At 73.8% G+C, this 20,490-nt stretch carries 16 protein-coding genes and 1 pseudogene; 6 read left to right on the forward strand and 11 right to left on the reverse strand.

What is annotated here, in order from left to right; genetic code table 11:
• Nucleotides 1-22: 22 nt before the first annotated feature.
• Nucleotides 23-2,923: a leucine--tRNA ligase gene (leuS, locus tag HP550_RS05650; protein ID WP_175346613.1), complete on the reverse strand. Its 2,901-nt coding sequence runs from the start codon at nucleotides 2,921-2,923 to the stop codon at nucleotides 23-25.
• A 78-nt stretch (nucleotides 2,924-3,001) separates the two neighbouring features.
• Here leuS and HP550_RS05655 point away from each other — a divergent pair, with 78 nt between their 5' ends.
• Nucleotides 3,002-4,792, forward strand: coding sequence for a helicase HerA-like domain-containing protein (locus tag HP550_RS05655; protein ID WP_175346614.1), 1,791 nt, complete (start codon nucleotides 3,002-3,004; stop codon nucleotides 4,790-4,792).
• On the opposite strand, the gene HP550_RS05660 is transcribed toward HP550_RS05655, so the two are convergent.
• From HP550_RS05660 to HP550_RS05680, 5 genes are all read right to left on the reverse strand, one after another.
• Nucleotides 4,730-5,962, reverse strand: coding sequence for an MFS transporter (locus HP550_RS05660; RefSeq protein ID WP_175346615.1), 1,233 nt, complete (start codon nucleotides 5,960-5,962; stop codon nucleotides 4,730-4,732). The genes HP550_RS05655 and HP550_RS05660 overlap by 63 nt on opposite strands.
• Before the next feature lie 87 nt (nucleotides 5,963-6,049).
• Nucleotides 6,050-6,727: an iron dependent repressor, metal binding and dimerization domain protein gene (locus tag HP550_RS05665; protein ID WP_175346616.1), complete on the reverse strand. Its 678-nt coding sequence runs from the start codon at nucleotides 6,725-6,727 to the stop codon at nucleotides 6,050-6,052.
• 36 nt (nucleotides 6,728-6,763) lie between these two features.
• A complete protein-coding gene (locus HP550_RS05670; protein ID WP_175346617.1) occupies nucleotides 6,764-8,335 on the reverse strand; it encodes a D-alanyl-D-alanine carboxypeptidase family protein in 1,572 nt (523 codons plus the stop codon).
• A gap of 70 nt (nucleotides 8,336-8,405) precedes the next feature.
• On the reverse strand, nucleotides 8,406-10,028 hold the full coding sequence (locus HP550_RS05675; protein ID WP_175346618.1) for a metallophosphoesterase family protein: 1,623 nt from the start codon (nucleotides 10,026-10,028) through the stop codon (nucleotides 8,406-8,408).
• Between the two features lie 28 nt (nucleotides 10,029-10,056).
• Nucleotides 10,057-10,833 carry an LLM class F420-dependent oxidoreductase gene (locus HP550_RS05680; RefSeq protein ID WP_175346619.1) on the reverse strand — a complete coding sequence of 259 codons (777 nt, stop codon included), beginning with the start codon at nucleotides 10,831-10,833 and terminating at the stop codon, nucleotides 10,057-10,059.
• 108 nt (nucleotides 10,834-10,941) lie between these two features.
• Between HP550_RS05680 and HP550_RS05685 the strand changes: the two genes are divergently transcribed.
• The gene (locus HP550_RS05685) at nucleotides 10,942-11,310 is read left to right on the forward strand and encodes a VOC family protein (protein WP_175346620.1); all 369 of its coding nucleotides are present in this window, start codon (nucleotides 10,942-10,944) and stop codon (nucleotides 11,308-11,310) included.
• Here HP550_RS05685 and HP550_RS05690 read toward each other — a convergent pair.
• Nucleotides 11,297-11,734, reverse strand: coding sequence for a MarR family winged helix-turn-helix transcriptional regulator (locus HP550_RS05690; RefSeq protein ID WP_175346621.1), 438 nt, complete (start codon nucleotides 11,732-11,734; stop codon nucleotides 11,297-11,299). The two genes, HP550_RS05685 and HP550_RS05690, sit on opposite strands and share 14 nt — an antisense overlap.
• 57 nt (nucleotides 11,735-11,791) lie before the next feature.
• On the opposite strand from HP550_RS05690, the gene HP550_RS05695 reads away from it, so the two are divergent.
• Nucleotides 11,792-11,995, forward strand: a complete 204-nt coding sequence (locus HP550_RS05695; protein WP_343048000.1) for a hypothetical protein — start codon at nucleotides 11,792-11,794, stop codon at nucleotides 11,993-11,995.
• On the opposite strand, the gene HP550_RS05700 is transcribed toward HP550_RS05695, so the two are convergent.
• Nucleotides 11,982-13,727 carry a hypothetical protein gene (locus HP550_RS05700; protein ID WP_175346622.1) on the reverse strand — a complete coding sequence of 582 codons (1,746 nt, stop codon included), beginning with the start codon at nucleotides 13,725-13,727 and terminating at the stop codon, nucleotides 11,982-11,984. The genes HP550_RS05695 and HP550_RS05700 overlap by 14 nt on opposite strands.
• A 158-nt stretch (nucleotides 13,728-13,885) precedes the next feature.
• Here HP550_RS05700 and HP550_RS23195 point away from each other — a divergent pair.
• A pseudogene (locus tag HP550_RS23195) lies at nucleotides 13,886-14,428 on the forward strand (CHAD domain-containing protein); the annotation flags it as partial.
• A gap of 68 nt (nucleotides 14,429-14,496) precedes the next feature.
• Complete coding sequence (locus tag HP550_RS05710) at nucleotides 14,497-14,760, forward strand: hypothetical protein (protein ID WP_175346565.1); 264 nt, start codon at nucleotides 14,497-14,499, stop codon at nucleotides 14,758-14,760.
• On the opposite strand, the gene HP550_RS05715 is transcribed toward HP550_RS05710, so the two are convergent.
• From HP550_RS05715 to HP550_RS05725, 3 genes are read right to left on the reverse strand one after another with little or no spacing between them, the layout of a single operon-like run.
• The gene (locus tag HP550_RS05715) at nucleotides 14,757-15,401 is read right to left on the reverse strand and encodes a CYTH domain-containing protein (RefSeq protein ID WP_175346623.1); all 645 of its coding nucleotides are present in this window, start codon (nucleotides 15,399-15,401) and stop codon (nucleotides 14,757-14,759) included. The two genes, HP550_RS05710 and HP550_RS05715, sit on opposite strands and share 4 nt — an antisense overlap.
• A 55-nt stretch (nucleotides 15,402-15,456) precedes the next feature.
• Nucleotides 15,457-18,003 (reverse strand): ABC transporter permease, encoded by a 2,547-nt coding sequence (locus HP550_RS05720; protein WP_175346624.1) that lies wholly within the window; start codon nucleotides 18,001-18,003, stop codon nucleotides 15,457-15,459.
• Nucleotides 18,003-18,755 (reverse strand): ABC transporter ATP-binding protein, encoded by a 753-nt coding sequence (locus tag HP550_RS05725; protein WP_175346625.1) that lies wholly within the window; start codon nucleotides 18,753-18,755, stop codon nucleotides 18,003-18,005. Before HP550_RS05725 ends, HP550_RS05720 begins: the two co-directional genes overlap by 1 nt.
• Nucleotides 18,756-18,967: 212 nt before the next feature.
• Here HP550_RS05725 and HP550_RS05730 point away from each other — a divergent pair, with 212 nt between their 5' ends.
• Entirely contained in the window at nucleotides 18,968-20,353 is a 1,386-nt protein-coding gene (locus HP550_RS05730; protein ID WP_175346626.1) for a DEAD/DEAH box helicase, read from the forward strand.
• Nucleotides 20,354-20,490 lie beyond the last annotated feature (137 nt).

Raw genomic sequence — 20,490 nt, forward strand, 5'->3', positions numbered from 1 at the left:
GGGCGACGACCGGGCATGCGGCTCAGGCCGGGACGACGTTGACGAGCTTCGGCGCACGGACGATCACGGTGCGGATGTCGCGCCCGTCGAGCGCGCGCTGCACACCGACGTCGGCGAGCGCCAGCGCGCGCAGGTCGTCCTCGGACGCGTCCGACGCCACCTCGGCACGCCCGCGCACCTTGCCCTGCACCTGGAAGATGCACGTCACGGAGTCCTCGACCAGCTGGGCCGGGTCCGCCACGGGGAACGGCTCGTACGCCAGGGAGCGCTCGTGGCCCAGCCTCGACCACAGCTCCTCGGCGACGTGCGGCGCCACCGGTGCGGTCATGAGCACGAGCGGCTCGACCGCGGCGCGGGGTGTCGTCGGCAGGGTGGTGAGGTGGTTGTTCAGCACGATCAGCCGCGAGATCGCCGTGTTGAGCCGCATCGCGCCCATGTCCGCCGTGACGTCGGCGATCACGCGGTGCAGCACCTTGAGCGTCTCGGGGGAAGGCGCCTCGTCGGACACCGTCGTCGTCCCGGTGCCCTCGTCCACCACGTTGCGCCACAGACGCTGCAGGAAGCGCTGGGACCCGACCACCGCACGCGTGTCCCACGGGCGCGACAGGTCCAGCGGTCCCATCGACATCTCGTAGACGCGCAGGGTGTCGGCGCCGTAGTCGGCGTACATCTGGTCCGGGGAGACGGCGTTCTTCAGGGACTTGCCGATCTTGCCGTACTCGCGGAACACCTCCTGGCCGTTCCAGGAGTAGCCCGACGGGAACGACTCGTCCTCGAGCACCTCGACGGCGGGGACGTAGGCGCCTCGTGCGTCGGTGTACGCGTAGTCCTGGATGTAGCCCTGGTTGAACAGCTTGTGGAACGGCTCCCCGCTCGAGACGTGTCCCAGGTCGTGCAGCACCTTGTGCCAGAACCGCGCGTAGAGCAGGTGCAGGACGGCATGCTCGACGCCGCCGACGTACAGGTCGACGCCGCCGACGGAGCCCGCGGGCTGGTCACCGTGGCCGGGACCCATCCAGTACTGCTCGAGAGCCGGGTCCACCAGGACCGTGTCGTTGCCGGGGTCCAGGTAGCGCAGGTAGTACCAGCAGGAGCCCGCCCAGTTGGGCATCGTGTTGGTGTCCCGGCGGTACTGCTTCGGGCCGTCGCCCAGGTCGAGCGTGACGTTCACCCAGTCCTGGTTGCGGCCCAGCGGCGGCTCCGGGGTGGAGTGGGCGTCGTTCGGGTCGAACGTGCGCGGCGAGTAGTCGGGGACCTCGGGCAGGTTCACCGGCAGGGCCGAGTCCGGGACCGCCAGGGGGAGGTCGTGCTCGTCGTACACGATCGGGAACGGCTCGCCCCAGTAGCGCTGCCGGCTGAACAGCCAGTCGCGCAGCCGGTACGTGATGGTGCCCTCGCCCACGCCCTTCGCGGTCAGCCAGTCGGTGATCGCCGCCTTGGCGTCGGCCACCGACAGCCCGTCCAGGCTGATCTCGGCGTTGGAGGAGTTGATCGCGAGGCCGTCGCCGGTGCGGGCACCCGGCTCGGTGCCCTCCGGCGCGTCGACCGTGTAGACGACGGGCAGGGCGAACGCCTCCGCGAACGCGAAGTCGCGGGCGTCGCCGCCGGGGACGGCCATGATCGCGCCGGTGCCGTACCCCATCAGCACGTAGTCCGCGGTGAACACCGGCAGCAGGTCGCCGTTGACCGGGTTGGCGGCCAGGTGACCCGTGAACACGCCCGTCTTGCGGCCGGCGTCGGCCTGCCGCTCCACTGCCGTCTTCGATGCGGCCTCGGCCCGGTACGACGCCACCGCGTCCACCGGGGTGCGGTGACCGCCGGTCCAGATGTCCTTGGTGCCGTCGGGCCACGCCGCCGGCACCTCGTCGAGCAGGGGGTGCTCGGGAGACACCACGACGAAGGTGGCGCCGAACAGGGTGTCCGGCCGGGTGGTGAACACCTCGACCTGGTCACCGCCCTGCACAGGGAACCGCACCCGCGCGCCGGACGACCGCCCGATCCAGTTGCGCTGCATCGCCTTGACCTTGTCCGGCCAGTCGATGTGCTCCAGGTCGTCGATCAGCCGGTCGGCGTAGGCCGTGATCCGCATGTTCCACTGCCGCAGGCTGCGCTGGAACACCGGGAAGTTGCCGCGCTCGGAGCGGCCGTCCGCGGTGACCTCCTCGTTGGCCAGCACCGTGCCCAGGCCCGGGCACCAGTTCACGGGCGTCTCGGAGACGTAGGCCAGGCGCTGGGTGTCGAGCACGCGGCGGCGACCGACCTCGTCCAGGTCGGACCACGAGACCTCGCCGTCGAGCGCTCGTTCGCCGGAGTCGTACTCCGCGACCAGCTCCGCGATCGGGCGCGCGCGGCCCACGCCGCCGTCGGGCCGCGGGGCCGTCTCGTCGTACCAGGAGTCGAAGATCTGCAGGAAGATCCATTGCGTCCAACGGATGTAGCCGGGGTCGATCGTCGCGAACGTCCGGCGCGGGTCGTGCGCCAGGCCGAGCCGACGCAGCTGGCGCTGCATGATGACGATGTTCGCCTCGGTGGTGGTGCGCGGGTGCTGGCCCGTCTGGACGGCGAACTGCTCCGCCGGCAGCCCGAACGCGTCGAAGCCGAAGGCGTGCAGCACGTTGTCGCCCTGCATGCGGCGGAACCTGCCCACCACGTCCGTGGCGATGTAGCCCAGCGGGTGCCCGACGTGCAGGCCTGCGCCCGAGGGGTACGGGAACATGTCCATCACGAAGAACGCCGGCTGCGCGGGGTCGGCGTTCCGGCCGTCGCCGTCGGTGAGGTCGCCCGTGGGGTTCGCGGCGAAGAAGGTGCCGCGGTCCGCCCACTCGTCCTGCCAGCGCAGCTCGATCTCGCGCGCGAGATCGGCCGTGTAGCGGAACGGGACGTCGTCGGTGGAGGTGGGCGTGGGGGCGTCCTGCGAGGTCACCCGGCGAGTTTACCGACCGCCCGTGAGGGCGCCGTACGCGGCCGTGTGGGCGTGGAGGTGCGGTCGTATGCTCCGGTCATGTCGGACAGCACCCCGCAGCCAGGCCCCACCACGTCCCCGGCCGACCTGGCTGCCCTGCGGGCCGCCGCCGCCCAGGCCGCCGCGGAGGCTGCCGAGGCGAGGTCCCAGGCCGCGGCTGCCGCGCTCGCCGCTGCGGAGGCCGCTGCGTCGGGGCAGGCGAGCGTGGCGCCGCCGCCCGCGGCCCCCCCGACGTCGACACCCGCAGCCACGCCCGCGGCACCACCCGCCGCACCACCCGCACCGACACTGTCGGACCATGCCGCCCAGATCGCCGCGGGCTACACCTTCGCCGGTCCGATGCTCCCCCTCGGCGCGCTCGTGGAGGGGGACGTGGCGTTCCCCGACGTCCCGGTCGGGATCCCCCTCGGGATGATGAACCGGCACGGCCTCGTGGCCGGCGCCACCGGCACGGGCAAGACCAAGACGCTCCAGGTCCTCACCGAGGCGCTCTCGACTGCCGGTGTCCCCGTGTTCGTCTCGGACATCAAGGGTGACCTGTCCGGGCTGGCCGTGCCGGGCACCTCGAGCGAGAAGCTCCTGGCCCGCACGTCGAGCCTCGGGCAGGACTGGGTGGCCACCGCGTCGCCGGTCGAGTTCCTCAGCCTGGGCGGGATCGGGGCGGGCTCCCCGGTGCGGACCACCGTCACGGACTTCGGGCCGCTGCTGCTGTCCAAGGTGCTGGGCCTGAACGCGACGCAGGAGTCGAGCCTGGGCCTGATCATGCACTGGGCCGACACCCAGGGGCTCGCGCTCCTGGACCTCAAGGACCTCCAGGCCACCATCGCGTACCTGGTCAGCGACGAGGGCAAACCGCTGCTCAAGGGCATCGGCGGCCTCTCGGCGGCGACCGCGGGGGTCATCCTGCGCGAGATCGTGTCGCTGCAGAGCCAGGGCGCCGACGCCTTCTTCGGCGAGCCGGCGTTCGACGTGTCCGAGCTGCTGCGGACCACTCCCGACGGTCGGGGCGTCGTCAGCGCGCTCGAGCTGCCCGGCGTGCAGGACCGGCCCGCCCTGTTCTCGACGTTCCTCATGTGGCTGCTGGCCGAGCTGTTCCAGGAGCTCCCCGAGGTGGGCGACCCCGACAAGCCGAAGCTGGTGTTCTTCTTCGACGAGGCGCACCTGCTGTTCACCGGCGCGTCCTCGGACTTCCTCACCCAGGTCACGCAGACGGTCCGGCTGATCCGCTCCAAGGGCGTCGGCGTCTTCTTCGTCACCCAGAGCCCCAAGGACGTGCCGGCGGACGTGCTGGGCCAGCTGGGCAACCGGGTGCAGCACGCCCTGCGCGCGTTCACCCCCGACGACGCCAAGGCCCTGCGGTCCGCTGCCCGGACCTTTCCGACCTCCCCCTACGACCTCGAGCAGCTGCTCCAGTCGCTGGGCACCGGCGAGGCGGTGGTCACGGTCCAGTCCGAGCGCGGGACGCCGACGCCCGTGGCGTGGACGCGGCTGCGGGCGCCGCAGTCGTCGATGGAGCCCATGCCCGCCGCGACCATGGCGGCCGCCGTGTCCGCGTCCCCGTTGTCCACCCGGTACGCGGTGGCCGTCGACCGCGAGTCGGCGTACGAGCTGCTCGCGGTCCGGGCCCAGAAGGCGCAGGAGGCGGCCCGCCGCGCGCAGGAGGCGGAGGAGGCGCAGGACCGGGCCGACGAGGCCGCCCGTGAGGCGCGCCGCGCGGCTCCGCGGCGGTCGGCCAGCCGGACGAGCCCCCTGGACAGCCTGCTGCGGTCAGCGGGTACTCAGCTGGGGCGTGAGATCACGCGCTCGATCTTCGGCACCCGCCGGCGCTGAGAGCGTCGGTGCGGGTCCGCGCCCGAACGCCAGCACGACGCCGAGTCCCAGGGCGGTCAGCCCCGCGCCGACCCACGCCGGCGCCAGGTACCCGAAGCCGCCGGCGATGACCAGGCCGCCGGCGAACGCGCCCGCCGCGTTGCCCAGGTTCAGCGCGGAGTGGCACAGCGCGGCGCCCAGGGACGGTGCCGCCGGCGAGACGTCCATCAGGCGCGTCTGGAGGGACAGCCCGAGCACCTGGGACGTCACGCCCAGCAGGACGAGGGCCAGGACCGCGGGCACCGGGGACGCCCCGACGAGCGCGATGGCGACGAGCACCACGATCGTCGCGACCATGCCCCCGATGACGGTCCCGAGCACCGACCGGTCGGCCAGCCGCCCGCCCAGCAGAGTGCCGATCGTCATGCCGATCCCGTACAGGGCGAGCACGAGGGGGACCAGCGAGATGTCCAGCCCCGTCACCTCGGTGAGCAGCGGCTTGACGTAGGAGTAGACCGCGAACATCCCGCCGAACCCGACGGCACCGGCGCCGAAGGCGATCCACAGCCGTCGGTTGCGCAGGGCGGCGAGCTCGGTGCGGACCGTGGTGCCGGCCGGGGAGGGCAGCGACGGCGTCCACGCGTGCAGCGCGGCAAGCGTGACCAGCCCGAGCCCGCCGACCCCGACGAACGCCCACCGCCAGCCCACGGCCTGCCCGATGATCGCGGTCAGCGGGACCCCCACCGCGCACGCGACCGTCAGCCCCGCCATCATCGCGGCGACCGCCCGGCCACGCTTCTCCGGGCCGACGACGGCCGTCCCCATGACCGCGCCGACCCCGAAGAACGCCCCGTGGGGCAGCCCGGCGAGGAACCGCGCGAGCACCAGCCAGCCCTGGGTGGGCGCGAACGCCGACAGCACGTTGCCGACGGTGAACGCGACCATCAGCAGGAGCAGGAGCCGACGACGGTCCAGCCGGGCGCCGAGGGCCGCGAGCGTCGGGGCTCCCGCGACGACACCGAGGGCGTACGCGGTGATCGCGTGCCCGGCCGTGGGGATGGACACCGCGAGGTCGTCGGCGATCTCGGGCAGCAGGCCCATCGTGGCGAACTCGGTGGTCCCGATTCCGAACCCGCCGAGCGCGAGGGCGAACAGCGCGGCGCGCGAGCGCGCGGGGGTGAGGGTGACCAAACGACGAGCCTCCGGACGAATCGATTCGATCCCGATGTGGAGTGCGTCGTCGTCAGCTCCGGTGGATGCCGCCCAGCGTACGGGGTGTCAGGCCGACGGGACCAGCCAGATGGCGCGGGCGGCCACCTCGCCGAGGTCGACCGTGCGCGCACCCACCCGCACCGAGATCACGCCGGCGACCGTGCGGCGCTCCACCACGACGAGCGGCGCGTCGAGCACGAGCCCGACCGACTCCAGGTAGCGCAGCAGGCCTGGGTCGGCGTCGGAGATGCGCGCGACCGCCCACTCCCCCGGCTCCACCTCCCACAGCACGCTGGCCGCCGGGATCTCGAGCGACCCGTCCGCACCCGGGATGGGGTCGCCGTGCGGGTCGCGGCGCGGGTGCCCGAGCTGGGCGGCGATGCGCTCGACGAACAGGTCCGAGACCGCGTGCTCGAGCACCTCGGCCTCGTCGTGCACCTCGTCCCAGCCGTACCCGAGCAGCTCCACCAGGAACGTCTCGATGAGACGGTGCCGGCGCACGACCGCCAGCGCGTGCCGCTCGCCCTCCGCCGTGAGCTCCACGGCACCGTACGGCTGGTGCGTGAGCAGCCCGCTGTCCGCGAGCCGCCGGACGGTCTCCGACACCGTGGACGCCCCGACTCCGAGACGCCTGGCCAGCATCTTGGTGGTGACCGGTTGGCTCGACCACTCGCGGGCCGACCACACGACCTTGAGGTAGTCCTGCGTGACGGCGCTCAGCTCGGGGGTGGTCGGCGTGCTCACGGGATCAGGGTAGGGCGCCCCCCACGCCCTCCGGGTTCACCAGCCGTCGACGGACCAGTGCCACGGCTCGCCCGGCAGGTTCTCGAGGCCGTAGTCCGCGGCGTGCTCGGTGAGCCAGACGAACGCCGGTGAGCCGGCCCGGAGCACGGACCCCCCGGTCGTGAAGTCGAGGGCCAGACCCCGCTCGTGCCGGGACGTCCCCGGCGGAGCCGTCTGCGGGCGGCAGGCGACGACCGTCGGGTCCTCCTCGGTCGGGCCGCAGTTGGCGGCGCGCAGCGCGATCTGCTGGCTCGCGCTGCGCCACCCGCCGGCGTGCAGGTCGATGCCGTCGTCGCGCGCGGCCGCCATCAGGGCGTCCAGCGCGTCGGCGAGGCACGGGTGCACCCGGACGCCGAGCCCGGTGACCACGGTGTCGGACTCGGGGACCGGCGCCGTGACCTCGTCGCAGTCGGTGGCCACCTCGGTCCGCGCCATGAGCTCGACCGGGACGTCCACGCGCCACAGCTCCTGCCCGGTCGTCGCGCGCAGCAGCAGGGCGCCCTCCTCGAGCTGGAGCGTCGCCCCCGGGCTGGCGGGCGCGCCGGTGGTCCACAGTGCCGTTCCGTCGGCACCCGACACCGTCACGGTGCCGTCCTCGAGGACCGCGAGCGCGGCTGCGCCGGGCGTGGGAGCCGTCCACACCACCGACTGGTCGTAGGTCAGGGTGAGGCCGTCGGCCGCGAGCCCGAGCCGCAGGTGTCCGTCCGGGGAGCTCAGCTGCTGGCCGACCGCCAGCGGCGCCCCCGTGGCCAGCGACGACGGCCCGATCACCGTGCCGGTGCTCCACACGGGAGCGCCTGCGACGTCGTACAGGACCAGGTCGCCGTCGTCCTGGAGCACCAGCGACGACCCGGGGTGGCCCGCGGTCCGGCTGCGCCAGGTCCGGTTGCCGTCGGCGTCGGCGACGACGAGGTTGCCGTCCTCGCGCAAGGTGAGCGTGGAGCCGGGCACGTCGGTCTGCGTGGACCAGCGCGTCGTCGCGTCCGGGCCGAGGAGCGCCACCGAGCCGTCGTCGAGCACGAGGAGCGTCTGCCGACCGTCCGGCGAGGAGAGTGCGTCCCCGGGCGCCAGCACGCCGCCCGGCGGGAGGATCGACGGGCGCACGCCGGTGCCGGTGTCCCACACCTGCGCACCCTGCGCGTCGAGCACCACGAGGTCGCCGTCGTCCTTCAGCACCAGGGTCGACCCCGGGCTCGCCGGCGCATCCGGTCGCCAGCTCACGGTGCCGTCGGGCGCGGTCAGGGTGACGTCCCCGCTCTCGGCCACGGTGAGCAGCGACCCCGGGCTCGAGGGGCCGGAGACCCAGCGGGGATCGGGGTCGGCGCCGTACAGGGCGAGCACCCCGTCGGGCTGGACCACCAGCGTCTGCGAGCCGTCCGCCGACACCAGGCCCTCACCCGGTGCGAGCACCTCCCCTGGACGCAGCTCGGCCTCGCCGGGGGCCGCGGACGCGCCCGGTGCGAGCACGAGAGTGCCGACGAGCACGCACAGGCCGGTCAGGGCCGCACGAACGGCAGGGTGCGACCGCGCACCCCGCTGCTCCCCGACCGACGACGCAGCCCGGACCATCCGCCCTCCCCCGCGCGCGGCCGAGGCTCCGGTTCGCGCGCACCTCCACCCTAGGACAGTGTGACTCGGATCACACGGGTGAAGGAGTGCTGCCACCACCGGGCTGGGCGGGCACCACAGGTGTCGCCGGCCACCGCAGTCGCGAGGTGACGGAGACCGTGGTGTCGGGCCGGACCTGCACCAGCTGGTAGTCGAGGAACCGGCGCGTGTCCGGGTTCCAGCGCAGCACGGTCAGCTCCGCGACCCCGTTGAGCGGGCCCACGGTGGGCTGCCCCAGCGTCGCTCCGGCGGTGCTCGAGCTCACGAAACGCACCCCGCGGGCCACGCGCTCCGGCCCGTAGCGGCGGTGCAGGTGGCCCGAGATCTGCGCCGGGACGCAGCCGCCGTCCAGCGCGGCCTGCCCGACGGCCGGGGTGTGGATCAGCAGCAGGTCGACCCCGTCGGAGTCGTCGCACGCGACGTCGGCCAGCCGGTCGGCCACGTCCGACGACGACTCCGTCCCCGCCTGCGCGGTCCCGCCGGCTCCGACGCGCGTCTCGTTCGCGTCGCTGTCACCGAGGATGCGCAGGCCGTCCACCTCGACGACCTCGCCGTCCAGCACCGTGGCGCCGGCCCTCGCGTAGTTCCTCGACGTCTCCCGTGAGTCGTGGTTGCCGGGGGACGTGACCAGCTCCACGCCCGCCGGCACCGCTCGGGCGAACGTGGTGACGCAGTACTGCTCGACCGAGGTCCCGTTGATCGTCGTGTCGCCGGCATCGAGGACGAGGTCGGCCCCCGAGCGCTCGACGAGCGTGCGGATGAGTGGCGCCATGCCGACGTTGCAGTGCAGGTCGGAGACCACGACGACGGTGAGCAGGCTCTCCTCGTCCGGTCCGCTCGGGCTGCCGCTGGGTGTCGGGCCGTCGGTCGGCGACGAGTCCCGGCGGTCGTCCCACGCGGACTCGAGCGAGGCGTTCGCCCCCGCGTAGAACTCCTCGTTCTTGCGCAGCTCGGCCACCACCTGCCCGCCGTAGGTGTCGATCACACCGCCGAGCCGCCCGGTCACGCGCGCACCCTCGAGCGGCGTCCCGTCGAAGACCGCCGACGCCGGTTGCGACACCGACGGCCGGTCCCTGCGCCCCAGGCTGGACGTGACGACGGTGGCGGTCAGCGCGACCACCGTCGCCCCGACCACAGCCGACCGCAGGTGCGGACGCACGTGCGCGTGCAGCTCCGCGCGCCGCGTCCCCCCGATCAGGAACCGCGCCAGGAACCATCCGCCGAGCAGGACCGCGAGGGCCAGCCCGGCCCGCTCCAGCGCCTCGACGGCCAGCGCGCGGGCGACGTCCTGCACGGTCGCCTGCGGGCCGGAGAAGAACTGGAGGTAGCTCTGGAGGTCCCCGCTCAGGGCGGCGAGCGTCCGGGACTGGTCGAGCTCGGTGACCGACGCGGGGATCTCCTGCACGATGACGCGCACACCGAGCGTGAGCGGCAGCGGCGAGTCGATCTGCAGCGTCCCGAGCGGTCCGAGGTCGACGGTCACGGTGTCGTCCGTGGTCACGTCGTAGCGCGCCTCGTGCGGACCGAGGCTGCTCTCGACCGAGGCGGTGGTGATCCCGAACGTGAGCGCGACCAGCACGGCCCCGAGGGCCAGGAGGGCGCGCGGCCACCATCGACGCTCGACGCCCGGCTCCGGGCTGCTCGGGTGGCTCATCGCCCCCGAGCCTAGGGCGCGCGCCGCCTCAGCCCTGCGCGTCGCGCCAGGCCACCCACTCGGCGGCCAGCGACAGGTCGTAGTCCGGGCCGCTGGTGCCCACCGTGAACAGCGTCGCGCCGGCGGCGACGAGCGCGTCCGCGACCTTGCTCGGCGACGCACCCACGCCGACCGAGCGCTCGACCAGCGCAGCCGTGTCCCGGCCGACCTCGGTGCCGTGCTCGTCGAGGATCGTGCTCTTGCGGCTCAGGGTGTCGACGTCCCCGAAGGAGTGCCAGACGTCGGCGTGCTCGGCGACGACCCGCAGCGTCTTGCGCTCGCCGCCCCCGCCGATCAGCACCGGGATCTCCCGCGTCGGCGTCGGGTTGGACGCCGCCCAGCGTGCCTTGATCCTCGGCAGCGCCTGCGCGAGGTCCGCGATCCGCGAGCCCGCGGTGCCGAACTCGTACCCGAACTGGTCGTAGTCCTTCTCGAACCAGCCCGCGCCGATCCCCAGGATGAGCCGGCCGCCGCTGATGTGGTCGACCGTGCGGGCCATGTCCGCCAGCAGCTCGGGGTTCCGGTAGGAGTTGCACGTCACCAGTGCGCCGATCTGCACGCGGCTGGTCTGCTCGGCCCACGCACCGAGCATGGTCCAGCACTCGAAGTGCTTGCCGTCCGGGTCGCCCGTCAGCGGGAAGAAGTGGTCCCAGTTGAAGAGGATGTCGACCCCGAGGTCCTCCGCGCGGCTCACGGCGTCGCGGAGCTGGGCGTAGTCGGCGTGCTGGGGCTGGAGCTGGACTCCGATGCGGATGGGGTGCGTCATGGTGCCGAGCCTACGGACGGCCGAGCGATCGGGCCGTTCGAGCAGAGGACAGGATCTGACCGCTATGGCGAGCAGACTGGCGGGACGACCCCAGCGAAGGAGTGACCGATGGACATGAAGCTCGAGCTCGTCTCCGTTCCCGTGACCGACATCGACCGCGCGAAGGCGTTCTACGTCGACCAGGTGGGGTTCGTCGCCGACCACGACATCCCGGTCGACGAGCTCCTGCGGTTCGTGCAGCTCACTCCCCCGGGCTCGGCGTGCTCGATCGTGCTCGACGTGAACATGACCTCGATGCCCGCGGGCGCGCAGCAGGGGCTCCAGGTGGTGGTCGACGACGCGGACGCCGCCTTCGCGTACCTGGTGGGCCGTGGCGTGGCCGCCGAGCCGGTGGTGGAGTTCCCGTGGGGGCGGTTCACCTTCTTCGCGGACCCGGACGGCAACCGCTGGGCCGTGCAGCAGCTCATCCGGGGGTAGGGGCGCTCGCCGCGATGAGCAGCTCGGCCGCCGAGCGGATCTGCGCGATCTGCTCGACGGTCAGGCCCAGGCCGTCCACCATCGCGGCCGGGATCCCGACGGCGGACGCCCGCAGCTCGCGGCTGCGCTCCGTCACGACGATCTCCAGCGCGCGCTCGTCGTCGGTGGCGCGCTCGCGCCGGACCAGGCCCATGCCCTCCAGTCGCTTGACCAGCGGGGACGCCGTCGCGGGCTCGAGGTGCAGGAGCGCCGCGAGGTCCTTGAGCGAGAGCCGCCCGTACTGCCAGAGCGCGAGCATGGCGAGGTACTGCGGGTGCGTCAGCCCGAGCGGCTCCAGCAGCGGCCGGTAGAAGGCCACGAGGCTGCGCGCGGCGGCCGACACGGTGAGGCAGACCTGGGCCTCGACGGCGAGCGGATCGTCCATGGGGCGATGATAGGTCGTGGGCTTATAGTTAGGGCACGAACTAGTGAGGAGACGTCCGTGCCGAAGAAGCGCCGTCGCGACATGACGGAGTGGTGGCTCACCTACCTCGGTCCCGCGCAGGTGGGCAACATCCGCGGTCCGCGCAAGCAGCTGACGCCGGACGAGGTCGCCCGCGACAGCGAGCTCCAGGCGGACTTCGAGCGGGTGGTCGACGCCAGCGGCCGCACGTTCCTGGTGGAGCGCCCCGCTACTGGTAGCTGACCAGGTCGGGCACCGGCTGCACCTGATACGTCTGCGTCGGCTCCAGCATCGGCGCGTCCTCGTCGTAGAAGTTCTTCCACCCCCAGCGCACCGGTGGCGCGTCGGTGCGCAACGCGTTCCAGGTGCCCGCCTTCGCCGGTTGCGAGCCCTGCCCGTCGACGTGGATCACCAGCGCCAGCTCGTCGCGTGAGGTGTCGAGCCGGCCCCGGTCGACGATCATCCGGCCCGCGAACTGATGGAGCACGAACATCTTCTGAGGTAGCGCGCGCTGCGCGGTGAAGTCCGCGAGCCACGCGACGACCCCGTTCACCTCGTCGATGCCCACGGAGCCGATCTGGCGCAGGTGCACCTGGTCGGGGGCCAGGCGCCACTCCGGGTCCAGGGCGAGCCCGACGTACGGCAGCGCGAGCAGGTCGGCGTACTGCTGCGCCTGCGTGAGGAAGTCGGTGCGCCCCGGCTGGAGGTCCAGGACGACGGCCATGCCTGCCGCTCCCGCCGCCTCCACCAGGGGACGGAGCTCTTCGACCGGGCGCTCCTGCGAGTAGTTGCCGTCGGCCCCCGGGCCCGCCGACGCGATGGTCGCGATGATCTCGACCGTCGGCACGACGACGTCCGCGGTGAGCGTGCGGTACGGCGCCGCGGTCGCGTCCGCACGAGCCAGCGTCGCCGGGACGTCCTGCTCCCCCAGCACGCCCAGCGCCGCCGATCCGGGCGTGCCGTAGAGCGCCACGTACTTCTTGCCCGGCAGGCCCGGGACCTGCGGGAACACGAGCTGCCCTCCGCCTCCCAGCAGCACGCCGGTCCGCGCGGACGCCACGCGCCTCGCCAACCGGTCTGCCGGGCCGAACGCGCCGCCGACGGCGATCGTGTGCTCCGGCGCGGCCGCCGCGATGGCCTGCACGCTCGCCGTCGTGGCCCGCGGGTCGCCGGCCGGGGCGTCGAGCACCGGGATGCCGGCCGCCCGGAGGGTCGCGAACGCGGCGACGGGATCGGCTCCCACGCCGGTGAGCGCGACCGTCCCGGCGACCGCGGCGGTCGGTCGGGTCGGCGGGAGCACCGGGGCTGGGGACGGGGTCGGCGACGCGGTGGTCGACGAGGTCGGCGTGGGGGTGGTGGGCGCCGTGGCCGGCGCGGGCGCGACCTGCACCATCAGGACGGCCGTTCGGGGCGCCGCGAGAGCACGCACCGCCGCGGCCTCCTGCCCGGGCGGGACCGGGGTCGGCGCCCCGAACCTGGCTCCCGTGGCCGCGCGCAGCGCCACCCCGTCCGAGCCGGCCGGGACTGTCACCACGGCCACGGACCGCGCGGGGGTGAGCGCCACCGCACCGACCGCCAGCACGGCCTGGGTGTCGAGGCGTGCGAGCTCCGCCAGCACCGGTGCCGGGTCCGCGGCGACGGTGGTCAGCAGCACCGGCGCACCCAGTGCGACCCCCACCGTCGCGGCGGTCAGCTGCGCCGCCACGTCCTCGGCCGGCGCGACGACCACCACGGGCGCGGTCACGAACACCGCCCGCGACGCCTCGAGGGCGGCGTCCTGGGCGGTGGCGGCCGGGAGCACCGTCGCGGCCTCCGCCGGTGCACCGGTCTCGGCCGTGACCGCGGTGGGAGTCGGCGTCGGGGTCGGGGTGAGCGACACCGTCGGGGTCGGCTCGACCGGCCCGCCGTCGTCCGTGCAGCCCGTCAGCGCCAGGGCGGCGACGAGCAGCACGACGAGTCGTCGGCCCTGCGGCACGGCTCTACCTCCTGGTCGACGGTCGACCGACAGCATAGGAGTGCCCACCGACCGGACCGGGCCCCGGAGAGCGCAAGTGCGCTGAGAGTGCGTCCGACACGGTGCGCGTCGAGCGGACGGTCCTCGCGGGCGGAGCGCCGGCGTGCCAACCTCGGAGGATGGGGTCCGCGGGCGAGGTCGTGCAGGCGTACGTCGCGGCCCAGGCGGAGCGACTGCTCGCGGCCGTCCCCGCCGCCCGCGCCGGAGACGACGTGGCCGTCCACGACGCCCGAGTGGCCACCCGGCGGCTGCGAGCTGCCCTGTCGGTCTACCGCCCGGTCCTGGACCGCACGGTCACCGACCCGCTGCGCGACGAGCTCGCCGAGCTCGGGACCGTGCTGGGTGCTGCCCGGGATGCCCACGTCGAGCTTCTCGCGCTCCGGCGCAGGCTGGCGCTCGAGGACCCCGATCTCGTGGTCGGACCGGTCGAGCAGCGGATCGACGAGGACCGCTCCGCCGCGCGCCTCCAGGCACAGGACCGCCTCGACGCGTGGCTGGCGTCGGCGCGGTTCGCCGACCTCACCGAGGTGCTCGCCCGGGATCTGTCGAGCGGCCCCCGTGCGGCCGGCGAGGCGGCCACTGTCCTTCCTCGGCGAGCCCGCCGGGCCTGGGACCGGTTCGACCGCGCCGTGGAGGTGGCCGCTGCGGCACCGGTCGGCGAGGACCACGACGAGGCCCTGCACGAGGTCCGCAAGGCGGCGCGGCGCGCACGCTACGCCAGCAGGTCGCCGTGCCGGTCGTCGGACCCGCTGCGCGGCGCAGCGCCCGGCGGGCGCACCGGGTGCAGGAGGTCCTCGGGACCCAGCACGACGCGGTGGTGCGCCAGGAGACGCTGCGCCGGCTCGCGCACCAGGCGGAGCTCGACGGGGAGAGCACGTTCACGTACGGGCGCCTGCACGCGCTCGAGCAGGTGGCTGCGTCGGAGGCGGAGCGGGCCGCGAGGACGCCGGTGCGCAAGGCGGTCCGACGCGGGCACCGCCGGTGGACGCGCTAGTCGGAGAGGTGCTCGTCCGGGCGGTGGTTGTGGCCGAGGCTCTGCAGGAACCGTGGGCCGACGCGCGCGAGCTCCGCCTCGTACGCGGCCGACCAGGTGCCGTAGGGGGTGCCCGCGAGCGCGTCGTTGGAGAACCTCGGGTCCGACGTCAGCTCGGTGACGCAGAACTCGGGGATGGTCAGGTCGGTGACCGGCCCGCCGCGCTCCACCTCGGCGACCACCAACGGAGCGTTCCCGCCGGCGAACGTGTCGACCACCCAGCCGTCGTCGCCCAGCCAGACCGAGTGCCGCGTCTTGGCCACCCTGGCGCCGCCGCGCCGCACCAGCTCGAGGCCCACGGAGACGTCCAGCTCGCGCTCGGCCTCGTAGCGGGTGCCCTCGTTCATCGGGCCCTTCACCGTAATCGCGCAGAAGTCCATCTGGTCCGCGTACTGCTCCAGGATCGCGAGCTCGTCGAGCCCCGGCTCGAGCGCCAGCCCGTCCACCGTGGCCTGCACCCGGACGCGGATGGCGAAGCCGGCGTCGGCCAGGACATAGCTCTGCACGATGAGGGCCGGTGCCGCGTCGAGCAGGTCCGCGGGGACGTCACGCGCCCAGAAGCGACGCTCGAACTCGAAGTCGCCGTACCCGGTGTCGCTCACCCTCCGAGGGTATCGGCCGAGGTCAGCATTGCTGTGCACATCGTGCGGCGCCTCGTCATTCCGTGCTGACCGCGTCGAGCACGGGCAGCCGCGCCGCGCGCACGGCCGGCCACAGCGCGGCGACCACACCGACGACCACGGCGAGCGCGAGCATGAGCCCGATGCTCGCCCACGGGATCGCGAGCGTGCGCAGGCCGACGTCGGCGAACACGGTGGGCAGCGTGGCGGCGAGCGCGACCCCCATCACCAGCCCGACCGCCGTGCCGAACACCGCGGTGAGCACCGACTCGAGCGTGATGGTGGTGCCCAGCTGGAGCCGGCCCAGGCCGACCGCGCGGAGCAGCCCGATCTCCCGGGTCCGCTCGATGACCGACAGGGCGAGCGTGTTGACGATGCCGAGCACCGCGATGACGACCGACAGGCCGAGCAGCGCGTAGAGGATCACGAGCACGCGGTCCACCTGCGCGGCCAGGTCGGACACGAACTCCTCGCTGTCCATCACCGACACCACGACGTACGGGCGCACGGTCGCGGTGAGCTTCCCGCGGAGCGCACCGACGTCGGCTCCGTCGGCGGCCGTGACGAACACGGTGGTCAGGCGCTGCTCGTCGACCGAGAACAGGGCGTCCAGCACCGTCTGCGAGACCACGAACGGCACCCCGAACGCCGGCGAGTCGATGACCGCGCCGATCGTGACCGTCTCGGCCCCGGACGAGCCGACCAGCGTGAGCTCCTGCCCCAGCGACCAGTCCTCGTCGTCCATCGTGGTCCGCTGCACCGCGACCTGGCCCGCTGCGAGCGCGCCGGGGAACTCCCCGTCGACCACCTCGGTGCGGATGCTCCGTCCGACAGCGGTGGGATCGATGCCGGTGATGGCGAACGTGGAGCCGCCCACGAGGACGCCCGCCGTGGAGAACGTGTCGGCCGCCCGGACGCCGGGCAGCGCCCGCACGTCGGCCACCGCCTGCGCCGGCACCGTGCCCTGGGCGGCACCCCGCAGGATGTAGTCGGTGGTGGCCTCCTGCGTGACGATCGCGCTGGTCGACGCCTGGGTGGTCGCGGCGATCACGGCCGCGGCGCCGACGAGCGCCATCCCGACCATGAGCGCGCCCGCCGTGTTCGCCGTGCGGCGCGGGTTGCGGGTCACGTTGCCGCGCGCCAGCGGCCCGACCGGCCGCCACCCGGCGATGGGCAGGGACGCCACGCGCAGGAACCCGCGGGCCAGCACCGGGGAGGCGGCGAGCACGCCGAGCACCACGCCGCCGGCACCGAAGCCGAGCAGGGCACCGGCGTGGTCGGCGGTGGGGTCCAGCAGCGCGAGCACCACGGCGCCGACGCCGAGCACCACCAGCACCACCCCCACGGTCGCACGGCGCACCAGCGAGCGCTCCGGCAGCGAGACCTCGTCGCGCAGCGCCTCGACCGGCGGCACCAGCGCGGCACGACGAGCCGGCACCGCGGCGGCGAGCACGCTCACCAACGTGCCGACGAGCACGGAGACCACCAGCGTGAACCCGTCCAGCGGCACCCGACCGGTCAGCTGCATCCCGAACCGGCCCAGCACCGTACGGAGCACGACGACCAGCCCCAGCCCGCCCGCCACGCCGAGCGCCGCGCCGACCACCCCCACGATCGCGGCCTGGAGCACGATCGAGGAGAACACCTGGAGCGGCGACGCGCCCACGGCACGCAGCAGCGCGAGCTCCCGCGTCCGCTGGCGCACCCACATGGAGAACGTGTTGGCGATGATGAAGCCGCCGACGAACAACGAGATCCCCGCGAACACCAGCAGGAACGTCGTGATGAACCCGAGGACCGTGAGGATGTTGGCGGTGGCGCGCTCGCGCACCTCGTCGCCGGTGACCGCCTCCGCCGGGACCGTCGACGCCGCCGCCACGGGGGCGATCCGGTCCACGAGCTCCTGCTCGGTCAGCCCGACCTTCGCCAGCACGGAGATCGTGGCGACCGTCCCGTCCGGCGCGAACGCGGCCTGCGCGGTCGCCGCGTCGAGGAACACCACGGTCGCGCCGGCCAGCGCGGAGCCGAGCCCCACCTCCCCGACCACCCTCACGGGCCGGACCTCGCCGCCGACCACCACGCGCGTCGCGTCGCCGATCGCCAGACCCGACGCACGCAGCGTGGCGGACTCCACCGCGATCTCGTCGGAACCCTCCGGCGCGCGCCCCGCGACCACGTCCACGGCTCGGTCCCGCGGGTCGTAGGCGAACCCGAAGCTCGGCGCCTGGGTGCTCTGCACGGCCGTGCCGTCGGCGCCGACCAGGACGAGCGGTCCCTGCACGTCCGGGAGCACCGCGGCGACGCCGTCGACCGCCTCGAGCTCGTCGACGAGGGTCAGCGGCACCGGGTTGCGCACGTCTGGGCTGATCCGGTCCGGCCCGCCCGTGCCCCCCGCCGGGTCAGCGCCCTGCACGTAGGCATCGCCGAGCGTCGTCGTCGCCACGATGTCCGTGAAGGTGGAGCCGAGCATGGTGCGCAGCGCGAACGTGCCGGCCACGAACGCGACGCCGAGGGCGACCGCGAGGACCGAGAGGCAGAACCGCACGAGGTGCGCCCGCACCCCGCGCAGGGCGACCCGGACCATCAGGGAGCGCCGACGCGCAGGGCGGCCAGGGCGGTGAGCACCGTCTCCGCCGTCGGGTCCCGCAGCTCGCCCACCACCCGGCCGTCGGCGAGGAACAGCACCCGGTGGGCGTACCCGGCGGACGTGGGGTCGTGCGTGACCATCACCACGGACTGCCCGAGGTCGTCGACGCTGCCCCGCAGGAAGCCGAGCACCTCGGCCGCGGACGTGCTGTCGAGGTTGCCGGTGGGCTCGTCCGCGAACACCACGGCAGGCCGCGCGACGAGCGCACGTGCGCAGGCCACCCGCTGCTGCTGCCCGCCGGACAGCTCGGCCGGCTTGTGACCGAGCCGGTCGGTGAGGCCCAGGGTCCCGACGACGAGGTCGAGGTGGGCGCGGTCGACGGGCCGCCGCGCGATGTCCAGGGGCAGCGTGATGTTCTCCAGCGCGGTGAGCGTCGGCACGAGGTTGTACGCCTGGAAGACGAACCCGACGCGCGTCCGGCGCAGCGCGGTGAGCCTCCGCTCGGACATGCTGCTCACGGTCTGGCCGTCCACCACCACGGTCCCCGACGTCGGCCGGTCCAGCCCGGCCAGGCAGTGCATGAGCGTCGACTTGCCCGACCCGGACGGCCCCATGATCGCGGTGAGCTCCCCGCGGACCAGGTCCACGTCCACCCCGTCGAGCGCCCGCACGGCGGTCGGTCCCACGCCGTAGACCTTGACCAGGTCGTGCGCGGAGGCGATCACACCGCCGCTCGCAGACTCGGTCATCGGGGTGCGTTCCTCCTGGTGCGGGGGCTGTTGGGTCCGATCGTCCCTTGTGACGCTCGACACCGCGAGCCCCCGCGAGACATGTCGTGTGAGAGGGTGGGGACACCAAGGGCTGCGCGAACCTGCGCGCCCCGCGTCGTGGAGGTCCCCCGGAGCACTCGCTCTGGTTGCTCTGGCGGCGGACCCCGACCCAGCCCCGAGAGGCTCTCTCTATGACTTCGTTCACCGATCTTGGCGTGCCCGCTGCCCTGACCGCCGCACTGACGGCACAGGGCATCACCGCCCCCTTCCCCATCCAGACCGCCACGCTGCCCGACTCGCTGGCGGGCCGCGACGTGCTCGGCCGCGGCCGCACCGGCTCCGGCAAGACGCTCGCGTTCGCCCTCCCGCTCGTCGTGCGGCTCGCCGCCACCGCGGGCAAGGGCAAGGCCGCGCGTCGGCCCCGCGCCCTGGTGCTGGCCCCGACCCGCGAGCTCGCGACGCAGATCGACGCCACCATCGCGCCGCTGGCCAAGGTGCTCGGCCTGAACACGACCGTGATCTTCGGTGGCGTGTCGCAAGGCAAGCAGACCTCCGCGCTCAACGGCGGCGTCGACATCGTCGTCGCGTGCCCCGGCCGTCTCGAGGACCTGCTCAACCAGAAGGCCCTCACGCTCGACGACGTGCAGATCACCGTGCTCGACGAGGCCGACCACATGGCCGACCTCGGCTTCCTGCCGGGCGTCAAGCGGATCATGGACAAGACCCCGAAGGCCGGCCAGCGCCTGCTGTTCTCGGCCACCCTGGACAAGGGCGTCGACCAGCTGGTCAAGCGCTACCTGACCTCGCCCGTCGAGCACTCCGTGGACAGCGCCGAGTCGCCCGTCTCCGCGATGACGCACCACCTGTTCGAGGTCCGCGACGCCGACGCCAAGAAGCAGGTCGTGCACCACCTCGCCTCCGGCACCGGTCGCCGCCTGCTCTTCATGCGCACCAAGCACCAGGCCAAGAAGCTGGCGAAGCAGCTGACGATGGACGGCATCCCCGCCGTCGACCTGCACGGCAACCTGGCCCAGGGCGCCCGCGAGCGGAACCTCGAGGCGTTCTCCTCCGGCGCCGTCCGGGTGCTCGTCGCCACGGACATCGCCGCGCGCGGCATCCACGTGGACGACATCGAGCTCGTCGTGCACGTCGACCCGCCGGCCGAGCACAAGGCGTACCTGCACCGCTCCGGCCGCACCGCGCGGGCCGGCTCGGGCGGCGACGTCGTCACGATCGTCCTGCCGGAGCAGCGTGGCGACGTCCGCGCGCTCACGCGTGCCGCCAAGATCACCGCGACCCCCAAGCCCGTCTTCCCCGGCGACGCGACGCTCACGCGCCTCGTCGGCGAGGTCGCCGCGCCCGTGAAGTACGTCGCTCCCCCCGTGACCGCCAGCACCGGCGGCGGCGGCGGTGGCGGCGGTCGTGGACGTGGCCGCGGACGCGTGGGCGCCCCGGCAGCAGCGGCCCCGGCCGGCGCGTCCGGTCAGCGCCGCCGTCGCGGTGGCAGCGGCCGTGGCACCAGCGGAGGCTCCGGATCGGCCTCCGGCGGCCCGCGCGTCGTCTACTCGCGCGGCTGACCGCTCGACAAACGCACAGATCAGAGGCCGGTCCGTATCGCGGACCGGCCTCTGGCGCGTCCACGGGGCGGGGCCGCATGATGAGCCGGAGCGTCTCCGACCCCGGGAGTGACCATGTCGAACCGCACGGCCGTCTG

Origin of the sequence: Cellulomonas humilata (genome assembly GCF_013359775.1) — a bacterium.
In the GTDB taxonomy this organism is placed as follows: Bacteria; Actinomycetota; Actinomycetes; order Actinomycetales; family Cellulomonadaceae; genus Cellulomonas; species Cellulomonas humilata.

Excerpts from the sequence above, each read along its gene's own strand:
- HP550_RS05720 (WP_175346624.1), bottom strand. The coding sequence starts at position 18,003 with ATGGTCCGGGTCGCCCTGCGCGGGGTGCGGGCGCACCTCGTGCGGTTC.
- HP550_RS05655 (WP_175346614.1), top strand. The coding sequence starts at position 3,002 with ATGTCGGACAGCACCCCGCAGCCAGGCCCCACCACGTCCCCGGCCGAC.
- HP550_RS05730 (WP_175346626.1), top strand. The coding sequence starts at position 18,968 with ATGACTTCGTTCACCGATCTTGGCGTGCCCGCTGCCCTGACCGCCGCA.
- HP550_RS05685 (WP_175346620.1), top strand. The coding sequence starts at position 10,942 with ATGGACATGAAGCTCGAGCTCGTCTCCGTTCCCGTGACCGACATCGAC.
- HP550_RS05690 (WP_175346621.1), bottom strand. The coding sequence starts at position 11,734 with ATGGACGATCCGCTCGCCGTCGAGGCCCAGGTCTGCCTCACCGTGTCG.
- HP550_RS05680 (WP_175346619.1), bottom strand. The coding sequence starts at position 10,833 with ATGACGCACCCCATCCGCATCGGAGTCCAGCTCCAGCCCCAGCACGCC.
- HP550_RS05675 (WP_175346618.1), bottom strand. The coding sequence starts at position 10,028 with ATGAGCCACCCGAGCAGCCCGGAGCCGGGCGTCGAGCGTCGATGGTGG.
- HP550_RS05670 (WP_175346617.1), bottom strand. The coding sequence starts at position 8,335 with ATGGTCCGGGCTGCGTCGTCGGTCGGGGAGCAGCGGGGTGCGCGGTCG.
- HP550_RS05725 (WP_175346625.1), bottom strand. The coding sequence starts at position 18,755 with ATGACCGAGTCTGCGAGCGGCGGTGTGATCGCCTCCGCGCACGACCTG.